Consider the following 25,931-nt stretch of genomic DNA (forward strand, 5'->3'; position numbering starts at 1 on the left):
CTTTTCCTTTAGACAAAAAAACGAAATTCTGTAGACTCAATCGATTGTATTTCATAAGTTGTCACCCCTATGGTGAAGTGGTAATATTAGAAGAAAGATTGTGAGTTATTTACAAGAATATAAATAGGTCGAATTTCTTTGACGACATCTTGTAAGACTAAACAAAGGAGCGTTATTACATGCTTGGATTTTTAAACAAAGTTTTTGATAGCAATAAACGCGAATTAAAAAAAGCAGAAAAATTTGCCGAGGAAATTGATGTGCTAGCGGCAGACATGGAGCGATTAAGCGATGAAGAGCTACGCGGGAAAACGGTCGAATTTAAAGAGCGTTTCCAAAGTGGCGAAACGTTAGAGGATTTATTAGTCGAAGCGTTTGCGGTTGTCCGTGAAGGGGCCCGTCGTGTTCTTGGTTTATATCCATATTCCGTACAGCTCATTGGTGGGGTTACCCTTCATGAAGGGAATATATCTGAAATGAAAACTGGGGAAGGTAAAACCTTAACGGCAACGATGCCTGTTTATTTGAATGCTCTTTCAGGAAAAGGCGTTCATGTTGTAACCGTGAATGAATATTTAGCCAGTCGTGATGCCGAAGAAATGGGTAATCTCTTTGAATTCCTAGGATTAACGGTAGGGTTGAACTTAAATTCTTTAACTAAAGAGGAAAAGCGAGAAGCTTATTTAGCTGATATTACATATGGAACGAATAATGAATTTGGTTTTGATTATCTTCGCGACAATATGGTTCTCTATAGTGAGCATAAAGTACAGCGTCCACTAAATTATGCAGTGATTGATGAAGTCGATTCCATCTTGATTGATGAAGCGCGTACGCCGCTCATTATTTCAGGGCAAGCCGCTCGTTCGGCACAGTTGTATGTTCAAGCCAATGCGTTTGTGCGGATGTTAAGCAAAGATAGTGATTATACGTATGATGAGAAAACAAAAGGTGTTCTGTTAACAGAAGACGGTATTTCCAAGGCGGAAAAGGCCTTTAATATTGAAAATTTATTTGATCTAAGTCATGTAAAGCTACTTCATCATATAAATCAAGCGTTAAAAGCACATGTCAGCATGCATAATGATGTTGATTATGTTGTGCAAGAGGGCGAAATCGTGATCGTTGATTCATTCACAGGTCGTCTAATGAAGGGACGCCGATACAGTGATGGCCTTCACCAAGCGATTGAAGCAAAAGAAGGCCTTGAAGTACAAAATGAAAGCATGACAATGGCGACGATTACGTTCCAAAACTATTTCCGTATGTATGAAAAGCTGGCAGGCATGACCGGTACGGCAAAGACCGAAGAAGAGGAATTTCGTAATATCTACAATATGAATGTTATTGTGATACCGACGAATAAACCGATTGTTCGTGATGACCGCGCTGATCTGATTTATGCATCGATGGAAGGCAAGTTTCGTGCAGTGGTGGAGGATATTGCCGAACGTTTTGAAAAAGGACAGCCGGTATTAGTCGGAACAGTCGCGATTGAAACGTCTGAACTCATTTCCAAGCTTCTTACGAAAAAAGGTGTTCGACATAATGTATTAAATGCGAAAAATCACGGACGAGAAGCCGAAATTATTTTAGACGCGGGACAGCCTGGAGCCATTACGATAGCGACAAATATGGCGGGTCGTGGAACAGACATTAAACTGGGTAAAGGCGTATTAGAATTAGGCGGTTTAGCTGTTATCGGTACAGAGCGTCATGAGTCTCGCCGAATTGATAATCAGCTTCGTGGTCGTTCAGGTCGTCAAGGGGATCCAGGGGTGACACAATTCTATCTCTCGATGGAGGATGAATTGATGCGCCGATTTGGTTCGGATAATATGAAATCGATGATGGCACGCTTAGGGATGGAAGATTCCCAACCGATCCAAAGTAAAATGGTTAGTCGTGCGGTTGAAAGTGCGCAGAAGCGAGTAGAGGGAAATAACTTTGATTCTCGTAAACAACTGCTTCAATACGATGATGTTTTACGTCAGCAACGTGAGATTATCTATGCACAACGGAACGAGGTCTTAAATTCAGAAAATCTACGTGGAATCGTGGAAACGATGCTACGCTCCGTGATCCAAAGACAGGTTGATGCTCATGCATCACTAGCTGAAGATCAGGAAAAATGGAATCTACAAGGATTAGTAGATTATACAGCCGCGAGTCTCCTTCAAGAAGGCGAGATTACGATTGCTGATTTAACGGGGAAAAATCCAGATGAGATGACGGAATATATTTTCCAAAAAGTACTCACTCGCTATAACGAGAAAGAAGAAGAGATGTCTTCTGAGCGCATGCGTGAGTTTGAACGAGTTGTACTACTTCGAGCTGTAGATACGAAATGGATTGATCATATTGATGCGATGGATCACCTTCGTCAAGGAATTCACTTGCGCGCTTACGGTCAAAATGATCCACTTCGCGAGTATCAAAATGAGGGCTTCATCATGTTTGAAGCGATGATTGAAGCAATTGAAGAAGATTCAGCGAGATTGGCTATGAAAGCTCAGATTCGTAACAACCTCCAACGTCAAGAAGTGGCTAAAGGTCAAGCAGTTAACCCTAAAGAAGGCGATGGAAAAGTCAAAAAACGCCAGCCAGTTCGTAAAGATGAAATCACCGGCCGTAACGATCCATGCCCATGCGGTAGTGGGAAAAAATATAAAAACTGTCACGGATAAGACCGCGTATGGTGTTTGGCTACGAGCCAAGCACCATACTGGTTTTTGATAAGACTGTTTTACTAGGCTATTTTCGCATAGTTTGTTGCTTTCGAACTAGTCTGTAAACGGTGATATAGCCACAATGTATGCGAAAAGAGCCTTTCACAAAGATTGTGATTTTTTGAATTTGCCCTCCTATCGTGATGGAGATTGACTTTGGGTATCTTTTTGCATCTTTTTTAATCTGAGATGAGGAAAGAATAGAGCGTTTCCATCCGTTTTTTGTATGCTAGAACAATAAAGTATGCGAAAAGAGCCTTTGATAAAGACTTCTTTCGCACGCGCGGTTACTAGAGGATAAGGTCCTCCAATTTTTCAGTGATTTTGATCAAAAAATGCCCACATTCGATTATTTTTACGGTAAATACACTGTTGCGGAAAACAAGGATTTTTCCCGATTCAGCTTTTATCAAGTAAGGCCCTTTCGTATAGATGGTTGCTATCTAGTCTAAATTTAGATGGAATCCACCGTTTTGTAGGTGATTCACATCAAAAAAAGCGAAAAAATGCCCCGAAACAAAGCTATATCACCGTTCATAGACGGGTACGGTAAGCAACAAACATTGTGAAAATAGCCAAAAAGTAAATAGGAACAGTGAAAAAATGGGTTCGGTGGCTAAATACAGGATTTCTTAAGAAAAATGACTTTCCAAGAGAGGCCAGGAAAGTCTCGGTATAAAATAAATCAAGAGGTGATTGCAATGGAACTAGCAGAAATGAGAGCAGAATTAGAAAATACAGCAAAAAAATTAGCGGACTTTAGGGGGTCTCTTTGACCTCGAAAACAAAGAAGCTCGAATTGCTGAATTAGATGAAGAAATGGTTGATCCAAATTTTTGGAACGATCAACAAGCCGCTCAAGGTGTTATTAATGAGGTGAACGGGCTTAAGGAACTCGTAAATGAGTACAATGAGTTGCAAGAAACACATGAAAACCTAGAAGTAACATACGAACTTGTAAAAGAAGAAGACGATGCCGAATTACAAGCGGAGCTTGAATCGGAGTTGGTAGAGTTAGTAGAACGATTGAGTACCTTTGAGCTACAGCTTCTCTTAAGTGAACAGTATGATAAAAATAACGCCATTTTAGAACTTCATCCTGGTGCAGGCGGGACAGAGTCTCAAGATTGGGGTTCCATGCTACTGCGAATGTATACGCGTTGGGCAGAGAAACGGGGCTTTAAGGTGGAAACGTTGGATTATCTTCCAGGGGATGAGGCGGGCATCAAAAGTGTGACGCTTCTTATTAAGGGGCATAACGCTTACGGCTATTTAAAAGCGGAAAAAGGGGTCCATCGTCTCGTGCGGATTTCGCCGTTTGACTCATCGGGTCGCCGTCATACGTCTTTTGCTTCATGTGAAGTTGTGCCGGAATTTAATGATGAAATTGAAATTGATATTCGAACCGAAGATTTGAAAATTGACACCTATCGTGCGAGTGGGGCAGGAGGACAGCATATCAATACGACTGATTCAGCGGTCCGTATTACGCATCTTCCAACAAATATAGTTGTGACGTGTCAATCGGAGCGCTCACAAATAAAAAACCGCGATCATGCGATGAAGATGTTAAAAGCAAAGTTGTACCAAAAGAAAATCGAGGAGCAGCAAGAACAGCTTCTTGAAATTCGTGGGGAACAAAAAGAAATCGGTTGGGGAAGCCAAATTCGTTCGTATGTATTTCATCCCTATTCAATGGTAAAGGACCACCGGACGAATGCCGAAATGGGAAATGTCCATGCGGTAATGGACGGTGATCTTGACTTGTTTATTAATTCGTATTTGCGTTCACGAATTAACTAATTGAATCATTCAAAAAGCTGGCGATTACCGTCAGTTTTTTTACTGCGCGGAATCACGGTGGGGTAACCGTCCCTTCACCGCGGTATAGCAGTGTTATTTACAGTCATTTTTCGACATGATATACTCCTTAACGGCATGTTTTCGGAGAAATTACACATACTGTTAAGAAAGGGAGTTAACTAGATGGTGAAGAGTAATAAGCGAAGACGCGGAGAGCCCGCAAATCCGTTTTTAGATAAATTATTTGAATATTTGGCCGTGATCAGTGGTTCGGTAATTGTCGCGATTACGTTTAATGTTTTTTTATTACCAAATGAGGTGGCGTCAGGCGGAGTAAGCGGTATTTCTACGATTTTAAAGGGACTACTGAATTGGGAGCCAGCTTACGTTCAATGGGCGTTAAATATCCCCCTCTTTATTGCCGGTCTTATTTTTCTTGGATTTCAATTTGGTATTAAAACAGCGGTCGGTACAATATTTTTACCTCTTGTTGTTTTTTTAACTAAAGATTGGGACCCTTGGACATTAGATCCTCTACTAGGGGCGCTTTTTGGAGGGATTGGGGTTGGCCTTGGTCTTGGGATTGTGTTCAGAGGAAAAGCTTCGACAGGTGGAACGGACTTAGCTGCACAAATTATTAATAAATACACGGGTTTATCGCTAGGTACTTGTGTCGCATTAATCGATGGATTAATTGTGTTGTCAGCTGCACTTGTTTTTGATATCGAAAGAGGCTTATATGCGATGATAGGCTTGTACGTGACAAGCAAAACGATTGATTTAGTACAAGTGGGCATCGGTCGTTCCAAAATGACGTTAATCATCACTAATCGTCAAGAGGAAATTCGTGATGGTATTTTGAATAAAATTGACCGTGGTGTGACAAAACTATCAGCATACGGTGGTTATACCGATGATGAACGACCGATTTTAATGTGTGTCGTCGATCAGACGGAATTCACAAAATTGAAACAACTAGTCAAAAGCATTGATCCAACGGCTTTTATCGTCGTTACAGACTCTTCGGAAGTTGTCGGCGAGGGTTTCAAACGGGTGTAAACTTGGTATAATATATACGTAATTCTACTTTTTCCCAAAGGGGGAGTAATTTATGAAGAAAAAACTTTTTGCATTAATGCTTGGAACTTCACTCGTGCTGGCTGCATGTGGTGGTGATGATGGAACAACAGGTACGGAAACAGACAAAAACGAAACAACAGAAGAAACGACAGATTCAACCGTTGCCACAAACGTCGATGTTGAAAAAATCGTCGATCAAAAATGTGCATCTTGTCATGGTGGAAACCTGGAAGGTGGATTTGGGCCAAAACTTGATAACATCGGATCTTCACTTAGTAAAGAGGAAATCTTAAGCATTATTAATAATGGCGAAGGCCAAATGCCAAAAGAAATCATCAAGGGCGAAGAAGCAGAAGCTGTCGCAGAATGGTTAGCAAACAAAAAGTAACAGTTGAGAACAAGGTGTATGCCTTGTTCTTTTTCAACGGCTCTTTCGTAACCATTGTTGCAACTTGATCTAATTTTGCTGGAATACCCATTTTTCTAGTGTTTTTCATCAAGGCTCTTTTCGTATTTATAGTTGTTATTTAATCTAACATCAGATGAAATCCTCCCTTTTGCTGTTGGTTTACATCAAAAACAGACGAAAAGATGCCCCGAAACGAAGATATATCACCGTTTATAGACTGAATCGAAAGCAATAAACTTTGCAGAAATAGCCATTTAAAAGACAAGGAAGTATATAATCTTGTTCTACCACCGCCTTTTGGTTGTGGTATTTTTCTATTATGGAAACAAATGATTTTAAACGAATCTTCTTTGAGTATCATGAACACTGTGAGGTATTCAAGTGGATCACAGGGTAAAAATCTGTCCAAGCTACCTGTTCGTGATGAAAAATGGAAGATAATTGCTGCTTACCTGGCTATTAATGTTGCACAAGCAATTCCTCACCTTCCTTTTCGTAAAAATCCATCGAATTAAATGAAAAATAACAGAGACAGTTATATATATGAGAAAAAGCATTCGTTTCCGAAATGGGGGATCGTTTAAATATGTCTAATAGTAGGACGCAAAAACAGATGAAAAGAAGCCTCGAAACAGAGCTAAATCCTTATTTATAAACTGACTAGTTCGAAAAGCAGTAAACTTTGCGAAAATAGCTTTTAAATATACTGTTCGACGATTACCTTCATTTTTTCTGTAATTATCTTGCGGAAAATGCGGTAGATACAGCAAGTCCTATTTATTAAGGTACATAAATTGCTTCCAAAAGAGCCTTGTTAGTGGTGTTTTCAATTTCAAGTGGTTATGGGATACCCTCTAAAGTCATACGAGGTATGTTCCCAATAAACTCCTATTATGATAAGCTAAGTTAACAGCTTATTGAAAAAAGTGCGATGAAATAACGATATAAAGCAAATTTAGTTATACAAGCGAGAGATGACTTAAAAGATTATTTATCCAAATCGGTAGGTAAGTATTTGTAGAAGACTTGTTTGGTCTTTGGTCGTTTGATCAATGTCCCAAACAAAGTAAAAAAGTCTCCCTATGACAATAGTTCTGATTCAGCATTTGTTCCTCACTGCTGAACGAACGGCCTTCACTATTTGGGTTATCTAGTTATAAAGTATGATATATTTGTAGTTAACATTAATTTAATAGTCCGATAGAACTTAGTACCTCCTTGTGTTTCTTCAAGTAAATAATCCCTATTCGACAAAAACCCACACATGGTAAAAATTAACATGGAAATCACCTACCCCCTACATTAATATGTAATAGGCAACGATATTATCGTAAAAACGTAATTTAACAGAATGAAAGCTGTATTGGTCAAGTATTGCAACTTCTTTTCACTCCTTTTCAAAAATGAAAAGAAACTGTAATACAAATATCCATGACCTCATAAAAGACTGATGCTATAATGAAATGTGGGCAAATTTCGAGTCGATTTGACAAAAGCCCATAACCACCGAAATATGAGACTATTTTAATAGTTATCCAATAAACAAATTAGGTGATTACTAGATGATTAAAATGAACAAAGTGTATAAAGAATATCGAAATGGCATTATTGCAGCCAATGGAATTGATATTGAAATAAAGCAAGGTGAGTTTATTTATGTGGTAGGGCCTAGTGGTGCCGGTAAATCTACCTTTATAAAATTGATGTATCGTGAAGAGAAACCGACTTCGGGTGAAGTTATTATTAATGGAATAGACACGGGAACTTTGAAAAATCATCGTGTTCCATACTTGAGACGAAGTATGGGTGTTGTATTCCAAGACTTTAAATTGCTTCCTTCGTTAACAGTCTATGAAAATGTTGCATTTGCTTTGGAAGTAATCGAGGAATCGTCTTCGGTTATAAAAAAGAAAGTACTAGAAGTATTAGAATTAGTTGGCTTAAAGCATAAAGCTAGAATGTTACCAAATGAGCTTTCAGGTGGAGAACAACAGCGTGTTTCGATTGCCCGTTCGATTGTTAACACTCCAAAGCTAGTGATTGCTGATGAACCGACAGGAAACTTAGATCCGGAAACTTCTTGGGAAATTATGAACCTTTTTGAAGAAATCAATACGCGAGGAACGACGATCATTATGGCAACCCATAATCGTGAAATTGTAAATGCTATTCGTCATCGAGTCATCGCAATTGAAAATGGCAGAATCGTTCGAGACGAACAACGAGGTGATTACGGCTATGAAAATTAATACCATTCTACGGCACTTTCGCGAGAGCTTAAAAAATATCGTTCGGAATAGTTGGATGACATTCGCTTCCGCAAGTGCTGTAACTGTGACGCTATTACTTGTTGGCGTCTTTGTTGTTCTCATGCTAAATATGAATAAAATTGCTTCAGATATTGAGAATGATGTTGAAATTAAAGTGTATCTTACCCTAGAGGCCGATCAGGAAGCCATCCAATTAGCCCAAGAAAAGATTACGAGGCTAGCGGGTGTTGAAAACGTTGAATTCTCATCTAAAGAGAGCGAACTGAAAAACCTGATCGATGATGTTGGAGACGAATTTGGGATTTTTGAACAAGAAAACCCTTTATATAACGCTTTTATTGTGAAAGCAGAAACACCGCAAGACACAAGAAACATTACCAGCCAAATAAAAAAACTAGAGAATGTTCAAGACGCGGTCTATGGAGAATCTAAAATTGAAAAACTGTTTACGTTCTTCAAAATTAGCCGGAATGTCGGCTTAGTACTAATAATTGGTTTATTATTTACAGCGATGTTTTTAATTTCTAATACGATAAAAATTACGATAGTTGCTCGTCGTCGTGAAATAGAAATTATGAAACTAGTTGGCGCAACGAATTGGTTTGTCCGTTGGCCGTTTATATTAGAAGGACTATGGCTTGGAATTCTTGGATCGATTATACCAATTGTTCTTGTATCATCCGGTTATTACTATGCTTATGACTATATTGAACCAAAACTACAAAACTATTTTTTCTCACTATTAGAGATGACTCCGTTTATTTATCAAGTCAATATTCTGATTCTATTAATGGGCTGTTTAATTGGTGTCTGGGGAAGTATGATGTCTGTTCGTAAATTCTTAAAAATATAGAACTGAAGTTCAGGAGTGAAAGGGGTTTGCATCGTGAATAAAAAGTCACTAATGGCCTTATCGGTAGCTGGGATGTTGATAGTAGGAAGCTTCCCAAGCGCTGGTTTTGCAGAATCGGTCGATAAATTAAAACAAGAAAAAAATCAAATTGAGCAAGAAAAAGAAGCAGTTGAAGGTGATATATCCCAAAAACAAAACGAAATAGAAGAAAATATTGGGAAGCAAATGAACATCAAAACCCAAATTGCTAGTTTAGACAAAGAGATTACGGATGCGAACACTAAAATCCAAGAAAAAACGGTTGAAATAGACAAAACCAATGCTGAAATTGACGCCTTAAAGCTAGAAATAGAAGAACTTATTAAAAAAATAGAAGAACGAAATGAACTTTTAGAGGAACGGGCAAGAACCGTTCAACAAAAAGGTGGAAGTGCAAGTTACATAGATGTACTTCTTGGAGCAAAAAGCTTTTCAGATTTTATCTCTCGAGTTTCCGCCGTCAACACGATTGTGAGTGCGGATAAAAGCATTTTAGATGACCAGAAAAGAGATAAAGAGGCTTTAGAGACTAAGCAAAAAGAAGTAGAAGAGAAGCTTGAAAGTTTAACAGAGGCAAAGAATAAACTAGAAAGTTTGAAAGCTGAATTAAACGGCAAGAAAGCTGAAAAGGACAAGCTTTTAAATCAGCTAGAAAGCGAGCAGTCGAATCTTGAAATAGAAAAAGAAGAGTTGCATGATCATGCAGCTGAATTGCATGAAATGAGTCAAGGTCTCGAAAATGAAATTCGGGCTGCTGAAGCCGAAGCCATTCAGATTGCGAAAATTAAAGCAGAAGAAGAGCGACAAAGAAGAGCTGCCGAAGCTGAAGCAGCCCGTGCTGCAGAGTCATCTGAAAATAGTGGAGGTGGAGGTTCATCTACGCCTGCACCAGCGCCGAAACCCACCCCATCATATAGTGATTGGACAAGACCAGCTAGTGGGTATATCTCCACTGAATATGGCTATGACATCTTAAATGGAAAAACTCGTTTCCATTACGGAATGGATATTGCTGCAAAAGGATATGTACCTGTTTATGCAGCAGCAAATGGGGTTGTTTCTAAAAGCTATTACAGCTCTAGTTATGGAAATGTTGTCTATATTTCGCATGACATTAATGGTCGAACAATCACAACCGTTTATGCCCATTTATCATCAAGAGCGGTAGCTAATTTGCAATACGTAACGAAGGGTCAACAAATTGGTGTAATGGGTAATACCGGTTATTCCTATGGTCAACATTTACACTTTGAAGTTCATGAAGGCGGTTGGAATGGAAGCAAATCCAACGCAGTCAACCCTCGTCGATATATAAATTTCTAATTTTATTAGTTTCTACTAAAAATCAAGTAAAAAACACAACTTTGTCAAAGGAATTTTGATAGAGTTGTGTTTTTTCTTTTCCGAAATTGACAATCATTAAAATAGACTTTAGGGTATAAGATAAGGTGAATAGACTACTCTACAACGAAATATCTTATAGTACTTCGTTCAAGATTTTCACCCATCCTCACTGAACGGAGTGTGCTCATGAGTTGGTATCATATCGGGGCATTTTATTTCCCCGCGTCCTGGGTGGCAATAGTATTTGCTGTGTCTGTTACCGGTGTATATTTGCATTTCACCCAATCCAAAGAAGTTCGAGATCTTTATAGCAATCTGCTTTTTACCATATTTTTGACATGGAAGTTGAGTGTGCTGCTATTTGATTTTACCACGAGTATCCACCACCCTTTTACGATTGTTTATTTTCATGGCGGTGTGAAGGGATTTATTTTAGGGGTTTTATTTTCCCTGTTTTACCTTTGGAATAGACCCAATCAAAGGGTATTTCTACAAGCATGGGTCATACTAATAGTCGTATATGAAGGTGCTTTTCTATGTTTCAATCAAGAATTGACTCCCGCTTTACTGCTTCTAAATGTAGTGAATTTATTGTTTTTAGCCTGGTTTTGGAAAAGCGGAAGGAATACGGTTAGTGAAATTCCTTTGCTCTGCTTGTTTACACTCTTTCAAGGAACGCTGTATTCTGTTCGAGGCGAACTGTTGAGTGCTCCTATGCTCATTTATGCGATAATGCTGATCTTTTTTACGATTCAACAGAGGAAAGGGAGTCGTTAAATGAAGAAAAAAATATTTTTTGGTCTGTTTCTACTTCTTCTTATGCTTATTTTAGTGCTTAATATTTGGAATACAGACGACAATTCAGAAAAAGAGGTTTGGGCACAGTCAGAAATAGGAATAGAAAAGGGAGATGCTCCACCTAATTTCACCTTATCAACGTTAGACGGTAAATCCATCAATCTATCCGACCTAAAAGGGAAAAAAGTAGTGCTGAATTTCTGGGCTACTTGGTGTTCTCCGTGTAAAGCAGAGATGCCTCATATGCAAAATTATTATGAAGAAAATCAAGATGAACAAAATGTAGAAATTTTAGCTGTGAATTTGACGAAACAGGATCGAGGTTTAAAAGCGCTTCAAGAATTTGTAGAAGAGTATGAGCTTACTTTCCCTGTTCTTTTAGACGAAACAGGACAAGTAGGGGAAGAGTATAAGGTGTTGGCTATTCCAACGACCTATTTTATTTCAACAAACGGAATCATTTATGAGAAGCGAATTGGTCCGATGAACGAAGAAATGCTCGAGGCAATCGTTGAAGAAATGTCGTAGAAGGTTTCTTTAAAAAAGAAGTCTCATATTCCGTTGAAGAAACGGTTGAAAAAGCCGAAGTGGCCTTAATAGAGGAATAGTTTGGGTTGCTCTGGAAATTAGATCTAAGGGGAATACTAGAAGAAAAAGGATTAGACTTTGCAGAAGAAGTAGTCATTTTAAAAGTATGTAATCCACTTGAAGCGAAAAAAGTGCTTGAACAAAGCATGTTAGTTAGCTATTTTCTTCCGTGTAAAGTCACAGTCTATAGTGAAAAAAGTCTAACGAAAATTGATATGGCACGATAAGGTAAACTGATTGAAATGATCGATCAACCTGATTTAAAATCAATGGCAGTTGACATTGAAGGACGCTTAGTAAATGGACTACAATCAATCTAACGAAACGGGACAGCTAAGCTGTCCCGTTTTAAAATGTGGAGGTAATTAAGATGAAGTTTAATTCAAAAGTGGTTCATGCTCATAAGCTTCAAACAAACAATATACATAGTAAAGCAACCCCGATCTATCAAACATCCGTCTTTTCTTTTTCAAACTTAGAGGAACTTGAAGGCTATTATGAAGGGAGATCCCCTTATTTATACTCGCGGGTGGGAAATCCTAACACGGATGAACTTGGTCAAACTGTGGCAGGTTTAGAAGGTGCGCCAACAGGCGTAGCAGTTTCTTCTGGGTTAGGAGCTATTTTGGTCGGTATTTTAGCGGTTCTAGGAGCAGGAGACCATATCGTAGCCGCCGAAGATTTATATGGTGGGACGTATCATTTATTAGCAGTGGAGCTTGCGCAATTTGGAATAGACGTTTCGTTTGTGGATTTTTTAAATAAACAGGCGATTGAAGAAGCAATCCGGCCAGAAACGAAGCTTCTCTACTCGGAAACGGTTACGAATCCATTCTTGAGAGTGGAGGATATTCCTTTTTTAGTTGAATTAGCGAAGAAACATAAACACTATTTAATGATTGATAATACTTTCCCTACCCCGTTTCTCGTGCAGCCTTTTTTAGTAGGCGCGGATCTTGTCGTTCATAGTGCTACAAAATACATTGGTGGTCATAGCGATGTTACCGCAGGCGTCGTGACTGGCAGGGAGGACCTCGTTTTGAAAGCACGTGAAAAAGTGGTGAATCTTGGCTTGAATTTAAGCCCATTTGATGCTTGGCTTGCGTGTCGAGGTGTGAAAACACTGGCTCTTCGAATGGACAAGCAATCGTTCAATGCCGAAAAGTTGGCACGATCATTAAGAGAAAATGTGCAAGTGAAAACAGTCTATTATCCGAACAATCTAGCGGAAAAAGGTAATGGAGCGATTGTGACGATCGAGCTTCAAGAAGGCAGCGACATGAGCGGCTTTTTCTCTGCTCTTCTATGGATAAAAATTGTCCCATCTTTAGCCGGAGTCGAAACAACCGTATCTTATCCGATCGGAACAAGTCATCGTGCACTCCCGCAGGAAGCGCAGCAACAACTCGGGATTAACGAACGAGTAGTAAGAATTTCAGTTGGAATTGAAGAAGCAGAAGACATTATTGAACAATTTTCATCTGCTATTACACAGGCAAAGAAGCAATGATTGGCTATTTTCGAAGGTGATGGAGATGGAGAGGCCTGTGAGTACTAAGAGTTGGCATAAACCGAATAGGACTACAACTAGTCTACAGAAATGCCTATTGATGTATTCAAATTCAACCACTAAAACAAAACCTTTATGATTATTTATTGTGAATAAAACTGAAAATTTAAAAAACTAATTGACGTTCTTCCATTCATCCGCTATAATTCACTTTAAGATATGATTACTGACAATTAAATACTCTTATCGAGAGCGGCGGAGGGAATAGGCCCTATGAAGCCCGGCAACCTTCAAGTGTAATTAGCTTGAAAAGGTGCTAAATCCTACAGGTGTATGCCTGGAAGATGAGAGGAGGAGTTCGTTTAAACCACCCTCTTCTTCGTGAAGAGGGTTTTTTGCTATTCTAATCCTTACTTTCCCGGCGTTCTTCCTGATCCAGTCGAAAATGATTTCGGTTTTAAAACTATTAGGGGGTATGATGATGGAGAAAAAAACGTACGATATTGAGACTTTATTGCTGCACGGTGGTCAGCAGTCCGATCCAACTACAGGATCACGAGCTGTTCCAATTTATCAAACCACTTCCTACGTATTTGATAACAGCGAGCATGCGGCAAAGCTATTTTCATTAGAAGAACCGGGGAATATTTATACCCGAATTGGCAATCCAACGGTAGATGTCTTGGAACAGCGCTTGGCCTTGCTCGAAGGTGGTGTGGGTGCACTGGCGGTTTCATCAGGAATGGCAGCAATCACGCTTTCCATTTTAAACATTGCAAGTGCAGGGGATGAGATTGTCGCTGCTTCAACCCTTTATGGGGGGACGTATAATTTATTTTCTACCACCTTGCCAAAGTATGGTATTCAAGTAAAGTTTGTTGATCCCGTGGACCCAGAAAATTTTCGGAAGGCAATTACATCCAATACAAAAGCGCTGTTCGGCGAGACGATCGGAAATCCAAGTTTAGACATATTGGATATTGAAAAAATAGCTGACATTGCTCATGAAAATGGTATTCCCCTCATTGTTGATAATACGTTTGCGACTCCATATCTCTCGCAACCACTTAAATACGGAGCGGATATTGTCATTCATTCTGCGACAAAGTGGATTGGTGGTCACGGAACAGCGATTGGAGGTGTGGTGATCGATGGAGGGAAATTTGATTATAATAGCGAGAAATTCCCAGGCTTTACAGAGCCGGATTCAAGCTATCATGGTCTAGTGTACGCCCGTGATATCGGCGAAGCTGCATTTATTATTAAGCTTCGTGTTCAGCTCCTCCGTGATATTGGTGCTTGCTTAAGCCCTCATAATGCCTTTTTGCTTTTACAAGGACTTGAAACCTTGCATTTAAGAATGGAAAGACATAATGAGAATGCGCTAGAAATTGCTCAGTACCTTGAGCAACATCCTGAAGTGGCCTGGGTTTCCTATCCGGGACTAGACTCCCACCGTTCGAAAAACTTAGCTGAGACCTATTTGAAAAGAGGGTACGGAGCAATCGTTAACTTCGGTGTAAAGGGTGGGCGAGAGATCGGAAAAAGAATTATTGATCACGTTGAACTATGGTCTCATGTGGCCAATGTCGGTGACGCGAAATCACTGATTATCCATCCAGTATCGACGACCCATCAACAGCTTAAAGCAAATGAACTGAAGGCATCCGGTGTTACAGAGGACTTGATCCGACTATCAATTGGGATTGAATCGAAGAAAGACTTATTAGCGGATCTATCAGAAGCGATTCAAAAAGCGCAAAACTCTGTTTCAACTGCTCCTCAATCGTAAGGAGGGTATGACTTTGAGAACAGAGGGAAGAGTGCTTCTAGATTCATTTTGCTTTGAAGAGGGTACTGAGCTGCATCAGGTTGAACTAGCGTATGAAAGGGTCGGAAAGATAGGTTCACCAGTTATCCTAGTTTGTCATGCTTTAACCGGTCATCACTGTGCTGTCGGAACAGAAAAGGAGCGTGGTTGGTGGAGCGGATTAATTGGACCTCAGCGAGAGATTAACCTCAATCATTTCTGTGTAATTACCTTTAACGTACTAGGGGGATGCAATGGAAGTACGGGTCCAGCGTCAATCAATCCCGCCACCGATCAACCTTATCGGCAATCCTTTCCAACCGTGACGATTCGTGATATGGTTCATTCACAAAAAAGAGCACTTGAAAAGCTCGGCATTGAGAAAGTAGAAGCTGTCATTGGGGGGTCGCTAGGAGGAATGCAAGCACTCGAGTGGGGGCTGTTATATCCTACCTTTATGAAAAAAGTCGTCGTGCTAGCTGCCACCCCGTATTTAAGTGATTATGGTATTGCCTTTAATACCATTGGTGCGGTTGCCATTCAAAATGATCCTCATTGGCAGAATGGAAACTATGAATCGTCGGCGGAGATTAAGGGATTTGAAACGGCGAGAATGGCTGGGATGGTTACGTATCGAAGTCGAGAATTATTTAATGAAAAATTTAACCGAAGAAAGGGAAAGCAGCATGACTTTGAGATTCAGTCATATTTAGAGTATCAAGGAAAAAAGTTGGCGAAACGATTTGATGCCAATAGTTATTTAGCGCTGATAGCTGCTATGAATTCACATGATATTGGGAAGGGAAGAAAGGGCTGGCAACAGGCAGCGAAACACTATCAATGTGAGCTGTGTTTGATCGCTTTTCAAGGGGATTTGCTGTACCCGAGCGAAGAGTTGGAGCAGCTACACGATCAACTTATTCAAAGCACCTATCATTATGTGAAAACAGATTTCGGCCATGATGGATTTCTAGTTGAATTTCAGCAATGGGCTCATCTTCTATCTGCCTTTTTACTAAAGGAAAACACCGTGTAACAACAATCGAAGCAGCATAGCTTGAAAAGAATTCAGTATCTAATTTTTGTTTCATATCTTGTCCCCCTCCATGCATATATATAGGATAGCAAGGACATCGCATATTGTTTTTGTGTGGTGTCTTTTTCTCATAATTTGAAAGTGTGAATTTTCGAAAGTTAGATAAGTGGAGAGGGGCAAGCAGACGATGACAAAAAAATATCGGATCCTGTTAGGGATTCTCATACTGTTTTTAGTCGCAGGGGGAGGATTTGGTGTCTATAAATGGCTTGATCACGAAGGACCCGCCTCTACTCAAAGTCCAAATGAAGTGGAGCTGGAGACAGAGGAATTAAAAAAAGTTCACATGGCCTATGAGCTCATCCTTAGCAGGTATGTGGAAGACGTGAATGAAATGACCTTAGTTGAAGGAGCCATCCAAGGAATGCTGAAAACGCTTGAAGATCCCTATTCTGTGTACATGGACGCCGAAACGGCTGCTCAGTTTAATGACTCTTTAGATTCTTCTTTTGAAGGAATTGGGGCAGAAGTAACGGTGATGGATGGAAAGTTGAAAATTGTGGCTCCATTTCGCAACTCTCCAGCAGAAAAAGCAGGACTGAAGCCCAATGATGAAATTATCTCGGTTGATGGAAAAAGTATAGAAGGATTAGACCTTTATGAAGCTACGTTAAAAATTCGTGGGAAAAAAGGTTCTAAAGTCAATTTGGAAATTAAACGAGAAGGATTAACAGACTCCATTACCGTATCAGTAGAAAGAGCCGAGATTCCAAATGAATCTGTCCATTTTGAAGTGAAAGAAAAAATGAACCAACGCGTCGGGTATATTGAAATCACCTCCTTTTCTCAAGAGACAGCAAAAGAGTTTCATCTCGCGATTCAAGAGATAGAAGCGGAAAAAATAGAAGGACTAATCATTGATGTTCGTGGAAATCCAGGTGGCTTATTAATGGCCGTTGAAAAAATATTGGCAACACTTGTCACAAGTGAAAAGCCATATCTTCAAATAGAAGAGCGGAGTGGGGAGAAGATGCCCTATTATTCTCCTTTAGATAAGAAAAAGCCGTATCCGATTGCGGTCCTTATAGATGAAGGAAGCGCCTCAGCCTCAGAAATATTAGCGGGAGCTCTTCAAGAAGCAGGAGAGTATCCACTCATTGGAGTTAAGACATTCGGAAAAGGGACTGTACAGCAAGCGATTCCGTTAGGTGATGGAAGCAATATTAAAATGACCATGTTTAAGTGGCTCACTCCCGATGGAAATTGGATTCATAAAAAAGGCATTCAACCCACTATTAAAGTGGAACAGCCACCTTTTTTTCATACACATCCGCTCCAAGTCGAAACTCCATTGAAATTAGAAATGAATGAAACAGCCGTCAAAAGTGCTCAGGAAATTTTATACGGTCTAGGATTTGCTCCTGGACGAACAGATGGTTACTATAATGAACAAACCAAAAAATCAGTCGAAGCTTTCCAGGCCCAAAATGATCTGCCAGTGACAGGACAAATTGATCAAAAAACGGCAAGGAAGTTAGAAGAAAAAATAAAAGAAGCCACAAGGAAAGAAAAAAATGATCTACAGTTACAAGCGGCGATTCATCACCTTTTACAACAATAGGGCACATTAAACATAGAGAAAAACACCCCTTTCTTTTGTGGAAAGAGGTGTTTTTTATTCTTGGCTGTTTTCGCAAAGATTGTGGCTTTTCGAAGAGGAATATATCCCCTGATTTGTATGCCTTTGTGCCAATAGCATCAAAGTATACGAAATGAGCCTTATTCTTAGAAAAGATAGTACAAAATATTGGTCTATCACAGTTTTTGGTTTTGTTTCTTCTATTCTGCAAGGAGACAATTAATTTGAAATGAATATCCTTTGAGAATCATAGTTAGCGAGAGACATTCAAGCAAAAGCACGGAGCAATTTCCGTCCAATCATCAGGAGTAGGATGAAAAATTTAAGGTGATTGCTGCATGAAGAATTCACCAACGCCTCATCATTCGTATTTAAGAAAATTTCATCAATCAGTATGAAAAGTAACCGTAGAGCGGAACAAAAATATGTGAAATTACCACCGCTCTTAAAAAGAGGGTAGCTAAAAAAAATTACTGCTAGGATTCTTGGTCAAGAGTACAACCGATCGGAGCTAGACTAAAAAAGAATGGGCATGCTTTTCGGCGGTTTTTCTTATCTCTAAGGAAGTCAATATTCCACTGAATCATATTAATGAGTGCTCTCTATTTTTTCTATTTAAGAGTAAATTAGACTGGTAAATATATTGTTAAGTAATCCCATTAGAAAAACCTGATAGGGTCTGCTTGCTGCTATTCTATTGATATAAAGCAGTGAAATCAAATTTTCACCTTGAATATGATATTTTCTTGCTCTCTTCATTCTATGGGCAAGATTTCTCGGTGAGTGGAAAGTTGAGACGGATTAAAGCGGTAGAATAGGGGGATTCATCAAACTTTATCCGACATCATTCTAAAATAACCTACTTCTATATAAACCTTTCTTCGCTCTCATTAATCTGAATACACGACGATTCTCGCAACTTCCCTCCATTTCCCGGGAAAATGCTGGAGCTTGCTGTCGAATCAATCTACAGCAAGCTTAGAAAATTAGTATACGTTTCTACAGTAAGTTTTGATAAAATGAGAGATAATAGAATGTATCATCAAGTATACAAACAGAAAGGAGGGAGCATATGATTGAACAGTGGGCAATGGAACTAGGACGAGCAGTCGTGAAATTATTTCTTCATCCACTCTTATATGTATCTATTATTGCCGTTTTATTCACAGGTTATTTCCGAATTAGAAGAGAACGGAAAGATTTCCACGTGCGCGTGTATGATATGTATCAGGAGTTACGCAACTTGCTGCCGTTAGGATTAGGACTAGGCATGATTTTTTCAGTGATCATTATTGGCACTGGCCTTGCGATTCCATTTAGTGCAATCGTTCTTATAGGTTTTGTTACTATGATTCTCTTGTTATTTACTAGTTTTCGTTTATTATCTCCCGCTTATAGTGTAGGGATAAGTTATCTTATTTTATCGATTATGGATTATTTTGAATGGGAATTTTCCTTCTTAAACATTACAGTATCAGGGCTTGATCTAGAAGAATTGCTACCTTTGACGCTATTGATAGGACTTTTAATTTTAGTTGAAGGCTTATTTATTCTCATTAATTCTGCTAAGAAAACTTCCCCTACCTTTATTAAAAGTCCAAGAGGGCTAACGGTAGGGGCACATGTATCTAGAAGACTCTGGTTGCTGCCTCTTTTTATTCTCATTCCAGGTGATGCATTATCTCTTCCCTTCCAGTGGTGGCCTGTTTTATCGGTTGGAGACCAGACATTTTCTATTTTACTTGTACCTTTTTTAATTGGTTTTCATCAAAAAGTCCAGTCGATGTTACCAAAACGAGCAATTGGGCAAATGGGCAAAAAAGTTATCTGGCTTGGAGGGTTAGTGACCATCTTTGCAGCGAGTGGCTATTTTGCTGCGATTCTTTCTGTAGTAAGCGTCTTGACCGCAATTATCGGACGAGAGTGGATTACGATGAAGCAGCGCACAGCAGAAGAGAACCGACCGTATCTTTTCTCTCCACAAGAAAAAGGGGTGAGGGTTTTAGGAATCATCCCTCTATCACCGGCAGATAAAATGGGGCTAGTGATTGGCGAAATCATTGAAAAAGTGAACGGAATAGTCGTTCGCGACGAAAGAACGTTTTATGAAGCGCTTCAAAAAAATCGGGCATACTGTAAGCTTGAGGTTCTCGATGTGAACCAGCAGATACGGTTTGTTCAAGGAGCTCTTTATGAAGGTGACCATCACGAACTCGGAATCCTTTTCCCTGTAGACGATGCAAGGTGGAATCTCGAACAAAGAGCATAGTGATAGTACCACTTGGAGCTCAGCTATAAATTAGCTGAGCTTTTCTTAGAAAGGAATGACTTATGAAGAAGAAATTAATCTACATTGTCGTTATCGTTTTGGGACTCGCACTTTTCTTGTATAGTCAAAATAACTTCATATCCATCACAAAATATTCTATTCCGTCGGACAATTTACCTAAATCTTTTCAAGGCTATAAGTTGGTTCATTTAACCGATTTACATAATAAAAACTTTGGCAAAAATCAAGAACCGTTAGTAAGGAAAATTCAAAAACAAGCACCAGACCTTATCGTCATTACTGGAGATTTAATTGACAGCAAAAAATACAATGAGGAGATTAGTCTGAATTTAATTCAACAAATTATGGGTATAGCTCCCGTCTATTTTGTCACTGGAAATCACGAAGCGTGGTCGGGAAAGTTTCCAGCTCTTGAAGAAAAGCTTACGTCGCTTGGTGTGCATATTTTAAGAAATGCATCAAAAAAAATAGAGTTAGAGGATGAATTTATTCAACTTGTTGGGCTAGAGGATCCAGCATTTGCTACTAGTATAGGATCCGAATCCGGAGCAACCACGATCTCTCTTCAACAAGCAGTGCCAACAGAAGAAGGATTTACGGTGGTGCTTGCTCATCGACCAGAGCATTTCTTGCTTTATGCAGAGCAAAAGGTTGATTTGATTTTGGCAGGTCATGCGCATGGTGGCCAAGTCAGAATCCCTTTAATCGGCGGCTTAGTGGCACCCAATCAAGGTTTTCTCCCCAAATATGATTATGGACGTTTTGAACAAAATCAATCGACCATGATTGTAGGGAGAGGGTTGGGAAATAGTATTATTCCTCAAAGAATATTTAACTCCCCAGAGCTTGTTGTGATTACATTAGAGCAAGAATAGAGATTAAGCGGTGAAAACGGGCGTTGATTAGTAGAAAGGGTAGATATTCAATCTGTGTGCCCTCTTCTGTGTTTGGATTAAGATAAAAATGTACCGAAAAAAGAACAATGAAATTGATCAAGGTATTTTTAGACTTTGGAAATGTAATGGGTTGGAATTGTTGGACTTTTACTGTTTATTATTCTTTAATGGAGGCGCAAGGAGTGTAACGAAGAAATACGTTAAGTTTTATCGCCCTTCGTTCTCAATAAGTGGGTTACTGTTTTCATTCGTATATTATTTTTCTTGAGGACAAGAAGACCACAATCATAAGGGAAAAGCTCAGACTAAAACAGAAAAGTTGAATCTTAGTGTGAGACTAGCTATACTCATACCAAGAAAATGGAGGAGGAAGAAAATGAAACTTGCCATTATAACAGGGGCTTCAAAAGGCTTGGGAGCAGCATTAGCTTTTAATTTACTCGAGAAGAATATCGGAATCGTTTCCATTTCAAGAACGAAAAATGAAGAATTAGAAAATTTTGCGAAGGAGACATCCACTTTTTTTCAACATTATCCTTGTGATTTATCACAACGAGACGACACGCTCCAAACTATGAACAAGGTGATTTCAGAGATTCAGCAACTCAATCCTGACACTCTCTATCTTGTTAACAATGCAGCCATGGTTGGCCCCGTTGAAAAAGTAGGGAATATTTCCCCAATAGAGCTTGAAAAAAGTTTACATGTGAATATTCTAGCTCCTATGCTGATTGTGAATTTACTTCTTCCAACATTTGCGTTAACCTCAACAGAACTGATTGTCGTGAATGTTAGTTCAGGTGCCGCCTATCGTCCCATTTCCGGCTGGAGCGTCTATGGACCGACAAAAGCGGCTTTAAATCTATTTACGGAAACTGCATCACTAGAGCAGGAGGGTGTGAAAAACCCAGCTACGTTTATCGCCTTTAATCCTGGCATCATGGATACAGATATGCAGCTGGAAATTCGCTCATCTCACAAGGATTCCTTTAAAGACGTTGCAAAGTTTCAAGAATATAAAGAAAAAAATGTTTTAAGAACGCCAACTCTTGTGGCTGACAAATTAGCTTCTCTTCTCGATGAAGGGAAGTTAGAGACTGGAAAAACCTATGCCATTAATGAGCTGCTTTAAAACGGATGAATCTTCATCCGTTTTTTTATAAATGCAGTTTTTGCAAAGTTTGTGGCTTTTCGAATCAGTCTATAAATTGTGAAATGGGCGATTTAATCAAAAATCAGATGAGATAGCCACAATGTGTACGAAAAGAGCCTTTGTAAAAGCTGTTTTCGAAGCGTTTTTTAGAATTCTTTGGATGAATTCACGGCCAATATAGATCTTGAATTAATATGAAGAACCTATCGTAGTAAAATACCTGAAATGTGACTTTTCATAAGAATTTCAGCTTTTTGAAGCAGGGAATAGTCAAGTTACTAAGCAATGAAAGGAAGAGGCTAATGGGGATACACCAATATTTTAAAAGTTTGTCCGATCTAGAAAAAATTTATCGTTGCCCGGGTAAATTTAAATACGATGAGCATTCCGTCGCAAGTCATTCTTTTAAGGTCACGAAAATAGCTCAATTTTTAGGGACAGTTGAAGAAAAAGAAGGGAAAGAAGTGGATTGGAAATCTCTTTATGAGAAAGCACTGAACCATGATTATGCAGAATTATTTACTGGGGATATTAAAACACCTGTGAAGTATGCCTCAGTAGAACTGCGGAAGTTATTTAGTGAAGTTGAAGAAGAAATGACGAAGAAATTTGTCACGAAAGAAATTCCACCAGCGTATCAAGAAGTCTATTTACATCGTTTACAAGAAGGAAAAGATGACTCTTTAGAAGGAAGAATTTTGTCAGTGGCTGATAAAATTGATCTCTTATATGAATCATTTGGCGAGATTCAAAAGGGTAATCCAGAACCGCTGTTTTTTGAAATTTATCAAGAAGCATTGAGTACGATTTTAATTTATAAAAAATTAACATCAGTACAGTATTTTCTCAAAGTGGTGTTGCCTGATATGCTTTCAGAAAAATTTATCCCTCAAAATGAACTTCGGTCGATTACAAAGAAGATTATTGACCGGGACTAAGTAAAGAACGCTTTTCATGATAGCGGGAATAAGGTAAGATGAGTAATGGATAAGACCAAGGAGTGAATACGATGACGAAAGTATTGTTAGCTATTTTCTTACCAGGCTTGTTAGTCGTGTTTTTTGCCAGAGTTACGTACAGTCACTTTGTCGCCCTCGCCTTAACCGTTGCCCTAATTACCGCTTCAGTTTATAAGGGGTATACTGATACGTGGCTACTGATTGTCGTTGATGCGGCATCGTTAACAGCTGGTTTTTGGTATGCAAATCAAATGAGACTAAAAGCAAAAAAAAGTGCCTAAGCAGAAAAGGAAGGATACCTTTTGGCTTGAGCATTTTTTTGTGTGCGAAAAACCAAGTCAGAAATGTATCTTAAAAATAGGAACTGTAACGCTCCATTATTGATAACGTCAAAGTTGATAGCTGTGATTTAATAAGGCTGTTTTCGGAAAGATTTTGGCTATTCGAATGAGCCTTCCTATCATGATGAAGAATGACTTCGAGCATCTTTTCGCATCATTTTCAACCCGTAATGAAGTAAAGGGTGTTTCTATCCTTTTTTTGTATGCTATAGCAAAAAAGTATGCGAATAGAGCCATTAATAAAAATATCATCCATTTATAGAGTGGAGCAACATAGTTGACTTTTATACCGTAGGGGGTATAATAATGAATAGAACAACAATGAGAAAAAGTAACTAAAAGCAATGATAGAAAACCAAGCTGGAAAAATTGAAGGAGGTAATACAATGTTTTTTCGAAGCTTTTTTGATGAGAATCTTGCCCAATACTCTTATTTAGTAGGGTGCCAACGGACTGGTGAAGCCATTGTCATTGATCCAGCACGTGACACATCCTTATACCAAGAAACAGCTACAAATGAAGGGTTTAACCTAGTCGCAGCAGCTGAAACGCATATACATGCCGATTTTGTCTCAGGTGCACGTCAAATGGCAGAAGACTATGGAACACTGCTCTATCTTTCAGATGAAGGCGATGAAAACTGGAAGTATCGTTATTTAGATGAAGTGAAGCATGAACTTGTGAGGGATGAATCGGTCTTTTATATCGGAAATATAGAATTTAAGGTCTTCCATACCCCGGGGCATACCCCAGAAAGTATTTCGTTTTTGCTGACGGATAAAGGGGGCGGCTCATCTGTACCAATGGGAATATTCACAGGAGATTTTGTGTTTGTTGGAGATGTTGGACGCCCTGATTTACTTGAAAAAGCCGCTGGAGTGAAAGGGACCGCTGATATTGGAGCGAAAGACATGTTCCATTCGGTCAAAAAATTCAAAGAGCTTCCTGATTATGTAATGGTGTGGCCAGGGCACGGTGCTGGCAGTGCCTGTGGAAAGTCATTAGGCGCAGTTCCATTTTCAACTGTGGGTTATGAAAAGAAAAATAACTGGGCGTTCCTTATGAACGATGAAGAATCCTTTATAGCAGAGTTATTAAAAGATCAACCAGAACCACCAACTTATTTTGCGATGATGAAGAAAGTAAATAAAGAAGGTCCTGCCTTATTAACGAGAGAAGTTAAAGCGACCATCTACGATAAAAATGATTTAGAAAATCTGCTGCAAAAAGAGAAGACGGTCTTAATTGATTCTCGATCACAATCCGAATTTTCCACTAGCCATATCGAAGGATCCATCAACATCCCTTATAACAAAGGATTTGCCAATTGGGCGGGATGGCTGTTTGAATACGATGAAAACTTAGTCATTCTTGCAGCGGAAGACCATCGAGATGAACTTCAACTTGCCTTAGAGTCGATTGGATTAGACAGAATCGTTTCTTATGTGGCTCCTGAAGTGTTAGGCCAATACGAGAGTACGCTTGAACAGTATGAATATATTGAGGCGGATCAACTAGTTGCTCAATACGAGGACGACTCGACTTATGTGATAGATATTCGCAAACAAAGCGAATGGAATGAAGGGCATCTTCCAACAGCACATCATCATTTATTAGGGAATTTACGAAAACAAGGCGATCGAATTCCGCGTAATAAAAAACTGATTGTGCACTGTCAATCAGGTACACGTTCAGCTATTGGAACAAGTGTATTACAGGCAATGGGCTATAAAAACATCCATAATTATAGTGGTGGATTCTCCGATTGGAAAAATAAAAACCATCCAATCGATATGAAAGATCCTTCCCAAAAAAGGAATTGACGATCTGCCGTTGGATCAAGTGAAATTTAACCGATTGCTGGCTGCATCTTTAGCCCTCATCATTGGAATTGGGGCAGGGATTGTGGGAGCAGCAGGTGCCTTTTTATTAGTACCGATTATGCTGGTCGTAGTGAAGATTCCAACAAGAATGACGATTGCCTCCCCATTAGGAGCGGAATTTGGTCAGAAAATAAATACCAAGTTTCTACAGTGGTTTTTAGCTCTACTTATTTTAGGAACAACGATAAAAATTTGGATTAATTTAATATTATAGGCGGTTTTGGCAGCAAGATATGTTCCGTCGATAGTCAAAGTGAAGAGCAACAATGAATACGAAAAAATCTATTATAACGATTTTTAGAAATGGCGGTACTCTAATGAAAAACAGTAGAGTTCTGCCTTTTTTGTGTTTCAAATGAGAAATTAGCGGAACAGTCTCTCATTGTACTTTGTTTATTGGCTTACTCACTGAAATGAAGGCATTTCCAACTAAAATCTAAGGTCGTCATGTCGCTCTTCTTTTACGAATAGGGACCACCTGGAAGAGTATCAAAAAACCGT

Annotated in this window: 20 protein-coding genes, 1 pseudogene and 1 riboswitch; all 21 genes and pseudogenes read left to right on the forward strand. The window is 39.2% G+C overall.

Annotation, left to right across the window (positions count from 1 at the left end):
- The first annotated feature begins 179 nt into the window (after nt 1-179).
- Nucleotides 180-2,687, forward strand: a complete 2,508-nt coding sequence (gene secA, locus U8D43_RS12810; RefSeq protein WP_335871574.1) for a preprotein translocase subunit SecA — start codon at nt 180-182, stop codon at nt 2,685-2,687.
- Nucleotides 2,688-3,430: 743 nt separating this feature from the next.
- Nucleotides 3,431-4,532 (forward strand): peptide chain release factor 2 gene (prfB, locus tag U8D43_RS12815; protein ID WP_335871575.1). Its coding sequence is split into 2 segments (ribosomal slippage): nt 3,431-3,502 and nt 3,504-4,532, totalling 1,101 coding nucleotides; the frame shifts between segments, so codons are not numbered across the junction.
- Between the two features lie 183 nt (nt 4,533-4,715).
- Nucleotides 4,716-5,591, forward strand: coding sequence for a YitT family protein (locus U8D43_RS12820; RefSeq protein ID WP_335871576.1), 876 nt, complete (start codon nt 4,716-4,718; stop codon nt 5,589-5,591).
- Nucleotides 5,592-5,643: 52 nt separating this feature from the next.
- A complete protein-coding gene (gene cccB / locus U8D43_RS12825; protein ID WP_335871577.1) occupies nt 5,644-6,000 on the forward strand; it encodes a cytochrome c551 in 357 nt (118 codons plus the stop codon).
- 1,583 nt (nt 6,001-7,583) lie between these two features.
- Nucleotides 7,584-8,270: a cell division ATP-binding protein FtsE gene (ftsE, locus tag U8D43_RS12830; RefSeq protein WP_335871578.1), complete on the forward strand. Its 687-nt coding sequence runs from the start codon at nt 7,584-7,586 to the stop codon at nt 8,268-8,270.
- Nucleotides 8,260-9,144, forward strand: coding sequence for a permease-like cell division protein FtsX (gene ftsX / locus U8D43_RS12835; protein ID WP_335871579.1), 885 nt, complete (start codon nt 8,260-8,262; stop codon nt 9,142-9,144). The genes ftsE and ftsX overlap by 11 nt, the downstream gene beginning before the upstream one ends.
- Before the next feature lie 33 nt (nt 9,145-9,177).
- A complete protein-coding gene (locus tag U8D43_RS12840) occupies nt 9,178-10,506 on the forward strand; it encodes a murein hydrolase activator EnvC family protein (RefSeq protein WP_335871580.1) in 1,329 nt (442 codons plus the stop codon).
- Between the two features lie 207 nt (nt 10,507-10,713).
- Nucleotides 10,714-11,304, forward strand: a complete 591-nt coding sequence (locus U8D43_RS12845) for a hypothetical protein (RefSeq protein WP_335871581.1) — start codon at nt 10,714-10,716, stop codon at nt 11,302-11,304.
- Nucleotides 11,305-11,853, forward strand: a complete 549-nt coding sequence (locus U8D43_RS12850) for a peroxiredoxin family protein (protein WP_335871582.1) — start codon at nt 11,305-11,307, stop codon at nt 11,851-11,853.
- A gap of 86 nt (nt 11,854-11,939) precedes the next feature.
- Complete coding sequence (locus U8D43_RS12855; protein ID WP_335871583.1) at nt 11,940-12,140, forward strand: DUF302 domain-containing protein; 201 nt, start codon at nt 11,940-11,942, stop codon at nt 12,138-12,140.
- Between the two features lie 143 nt (nt 12,141-12,283).
- Nucleotides 12,284-13,423 carry a trans-sulfuration enzyme family protein gene (locus tag U8D43_RS12860; protein WP_335871584.1) on the forward strand — a complete coding sequence of 380 codons (1,140 nt, stop codon included), beginning with the start codon at nt 12,284-12,286 and terminating at the stop codon, nt 13,421-13,423.
- Between the two features lie 240 nt (nt 13,424-13,663).
- A riboswitch (SAM riboswitch) is annotated at nt 13,664-13,774 on the forward strand.
- Between the two features lie 130 nt (nt 13,775-13,904).
- Nucleotides 13,905-15,215 (forward strand): homocysteine synthase, encoded by a 1,311-nt coding sequence (locus tag U8D43_RS12865; protein ID WP_335871585.1) that lies wholly within the window; start codon nt 13,905-13,907, stop codon nt 15,213-15,215.
- A 7-nt stretch (nt 15,216-15,222) separates the two neighbouring features.
- Nucleotides 15,223-16,269, forward strand: coding sequence for a homoserine O-acetyltransferase MetX (gene metX / locus U8D43_RS12870; protein WP_335871586.1), 1,047 nt, complete (start codon nt 15,223-15,225; stop codon nt 16,267-16,269).
- A 187-nt stretch (nt 16,270-16,456) separates the two neighbouring features.
- Nucleotides 16,457-17,890 carry a S41 family peptidase gene (locus U8D43_RS12875; protein ID WP_335871587.1) on the forward strand — a complete coding sequence of 478 codons (1,434 nt, stop codon included), beginning with the start codon at nt 16,457-16,459 and terminating at the stop codon, nt 17,888-17,890.
- A gap of 1,090 nt (nt 17,891-18,980) precedes the next feature.
- Nucleotides 18,981-20,177 carry a PDZ domain-containing protein gene (locus U8D43_RS12880; RefSeq protein ID WP_335871588.1) on the forward strand — a complete coding sequence of 399 codons (1,197 nt, stop codon included), beginning with the start codon at nt 18,981-18,983 and terminating at the stop codon, nt 20,175-20,177.
- Nucleotides 20,178-20,239: 62 nt separating this feature from the next.
- On the forward strand, nt 20,240-21,073 hold the full coding sequence (locus tag U8D43_RS12885; RefSeq protein WP_335871589.1) for a metallophosphoesterase: 834 nt from the start codon (nt 20,240-20,242) through the stop codon (nt 21,071-21,073).
- A gap of 397 nt (nt 21,074-21,470) precedes the next feature.
- Entirely contained in the window at nt 21,471-22,226 is a 756-nt protein-coding gene (locus U8D43_RS12890; protein WP_335871590.1) for a (S)-benzoin forming benzil reductase, read from the forward strand.
- A gap of 323 nt (nt 22,227-22,549) precedes the next feature.
- The gene (locus U8D43_RS12895) at nt 22,550-23,185 is read left to right on the forward strand and encodes an HD domain-containing protein (RefSeq protein ID WP_335871591.1); all 636 of its coding nucleotides are present in this window, start codon (nt 22,550-22,552) and stop codon (nt 23,183-23,185) included.
- Between the two features lie 71 nt (nt 23,186-23,256).
- The gene (locus tag U8D43_RS12900) at nt 23,257-23,487 is read left to right on the forward strand and encodes a CsbA family protein (protein WP_335871592.1); all 231 of its coding nucleotides are present in this window, start codon (nt 23,257-23,259) and stop codon (nt 23,485-23,487) included.
- Between the two features lie 446 nt (nt 23,488-23,933).
- Nucleotides 23,934-25,370: an MBL fold metallo-hydrolase gene (locus tag U8D43_RS12905; protein WP_335871593.1), complete on the forward strand. Its 1,437-nt coding sequence runs from the start codon at nt 23,934-23,936 to the stop codon at nt 25,368-25,370.
- Nucleotides 25,351-25,644 (forward strand): annotated as a pseudogene (locus U8D43_RS12910) (sulfite exporter TauE/SafE family protein); the annotation flags it as partial. The gene U8D43_RS12905 and the pseudogene U8D43_RS12910, both read left to right, overlap by 20 nt.
- Between the last annotated feature and the right edge of the window lie 287 nt (nt 25,645-25,931).

The sequence above is a fragment of the Bacillus sp. 2205SS5-2 genome (genome assembly GCF_037024155.1).
Taxonomy (GTDB): domain Bacteria; phylum Bacillota; class Bacilli; order Bacillales; family Bacillaceae_K; genus Bacillus_CI.

Bases quoted from the DNA above. Each gene is read 5' to 3' on its own strand.
- secA (WP_335871574.1), top strand. From the start codon at position 180: ATGCTTGGATTTTTAAACAAAGTTTTTGATAGCAATAAACGCGAATTA.
- U8D43_RS12820 (WP_335871576.1), top strand. From the start codon at position 4,716: ATGGTGAAGAGTAATAAGCGAAGACGCGGAGAGCCCGCAAATCCGTTT.
- cccB (WP_335871577.1), top strand. From the start codon at position 5,644: ATGAAGAAAAAACTTTTTGCATTAATGCTTGGAACTTCACTCGTGCTG.
- ftsE (WP_335871578.1), top strand. From the start codon at position 7,584: ATGATTAAAATGAACAAAGTGTATAAAGAATATCGAAATGGCATTATT.
- ftsX (WP_335871579.1), top strand. From the start codon at position 8,260: ATGAAAATTAATACCATTCTACGGCACTTTCGCGAGAGCTTAAAAAAT.
- U8D43_RS12845 (WP_335871581.1), top strand. From the start codon at position 10,714: ATGAGTTGGTATCATATCGGGGCATTTTATTTCCCCGCGTCCTGGGTG.
- U8D43_RS12850 (WP_335871582.1), top strand. From the start codon at position 11,305: ATGAAGAAAAAAATATTTTTTGGTCTGTTTCTACTTCTTCTTATGCTT.
- U8D43_RS12860 (WP_335871584.1), top strand. From the start codon at position 12,284: ATGAAGTTTAATTCAAAAGTGGTTCATGCTCATAAGCTTCAAACAAAC.
- U8D43_RS12865 (WP_335871585.1), top strand. From the start codon at position 13,905: ATGGAGAAAAAAACGTACGATATTGAGACTTTATTGCTGCACGGTGGT.
- metX (WP_335871586.1), top strand. From the start codon at position 15,223: ATGACTTTGAGAACAGAGGGAAGAGTGCTTCTAGATTCATTTTGCTTT.
- U8D43_RS12875 (WP_335871587.1), top strand. From the start codon at position 16,457: ATGACAAAAAAATATCGGATCCTGTTAGGGATTCTCATACTGTTTTTA.
- U8D43_RS12880 (WP_335871588.1), top strand. From the start codon at position 18,981: ATGATTGAACAGTGGGCAATGGAACTAGGACGAGCAGTCGTGAAATTA.
- U8D43_RS12885 (WP_335871589.1), top strand. From the start codon at position 20,240: ATGAAGAAGAAATTAATCTACATTGTCGTTATCGTTTTGGGACTCGCA.
- U8D43_RS12890 (WP_335871590.1), top strand. From the start codon at position 21,471: ATGAAACTTGCCATTATAACAGGGGCTTCAAAAGGCTTGGGAGCAGCA.
- U8D43_RS12895 (WP_335871591.1), top strand. From the start codon at position 22,550: ATGGGGATACACCAATATTTTAAAAGTTTGTCCGATCTAGAAAAAATT.
- U8D43_RS12900 (WP_335871592.1), top strand. From the start codon at position 23,257: ATGACGAAAGTATTGTTAGCTATTTTCTTACCAGGCTTGTTAGTCGTG.
- U8D43_RS12905 (WP_335871593.1), top strand. From the start codon at position 23,934: ATGTTTTTTCGAAGCTTTTTTGATGAGAATCTTGCCCAATACTCTTAT.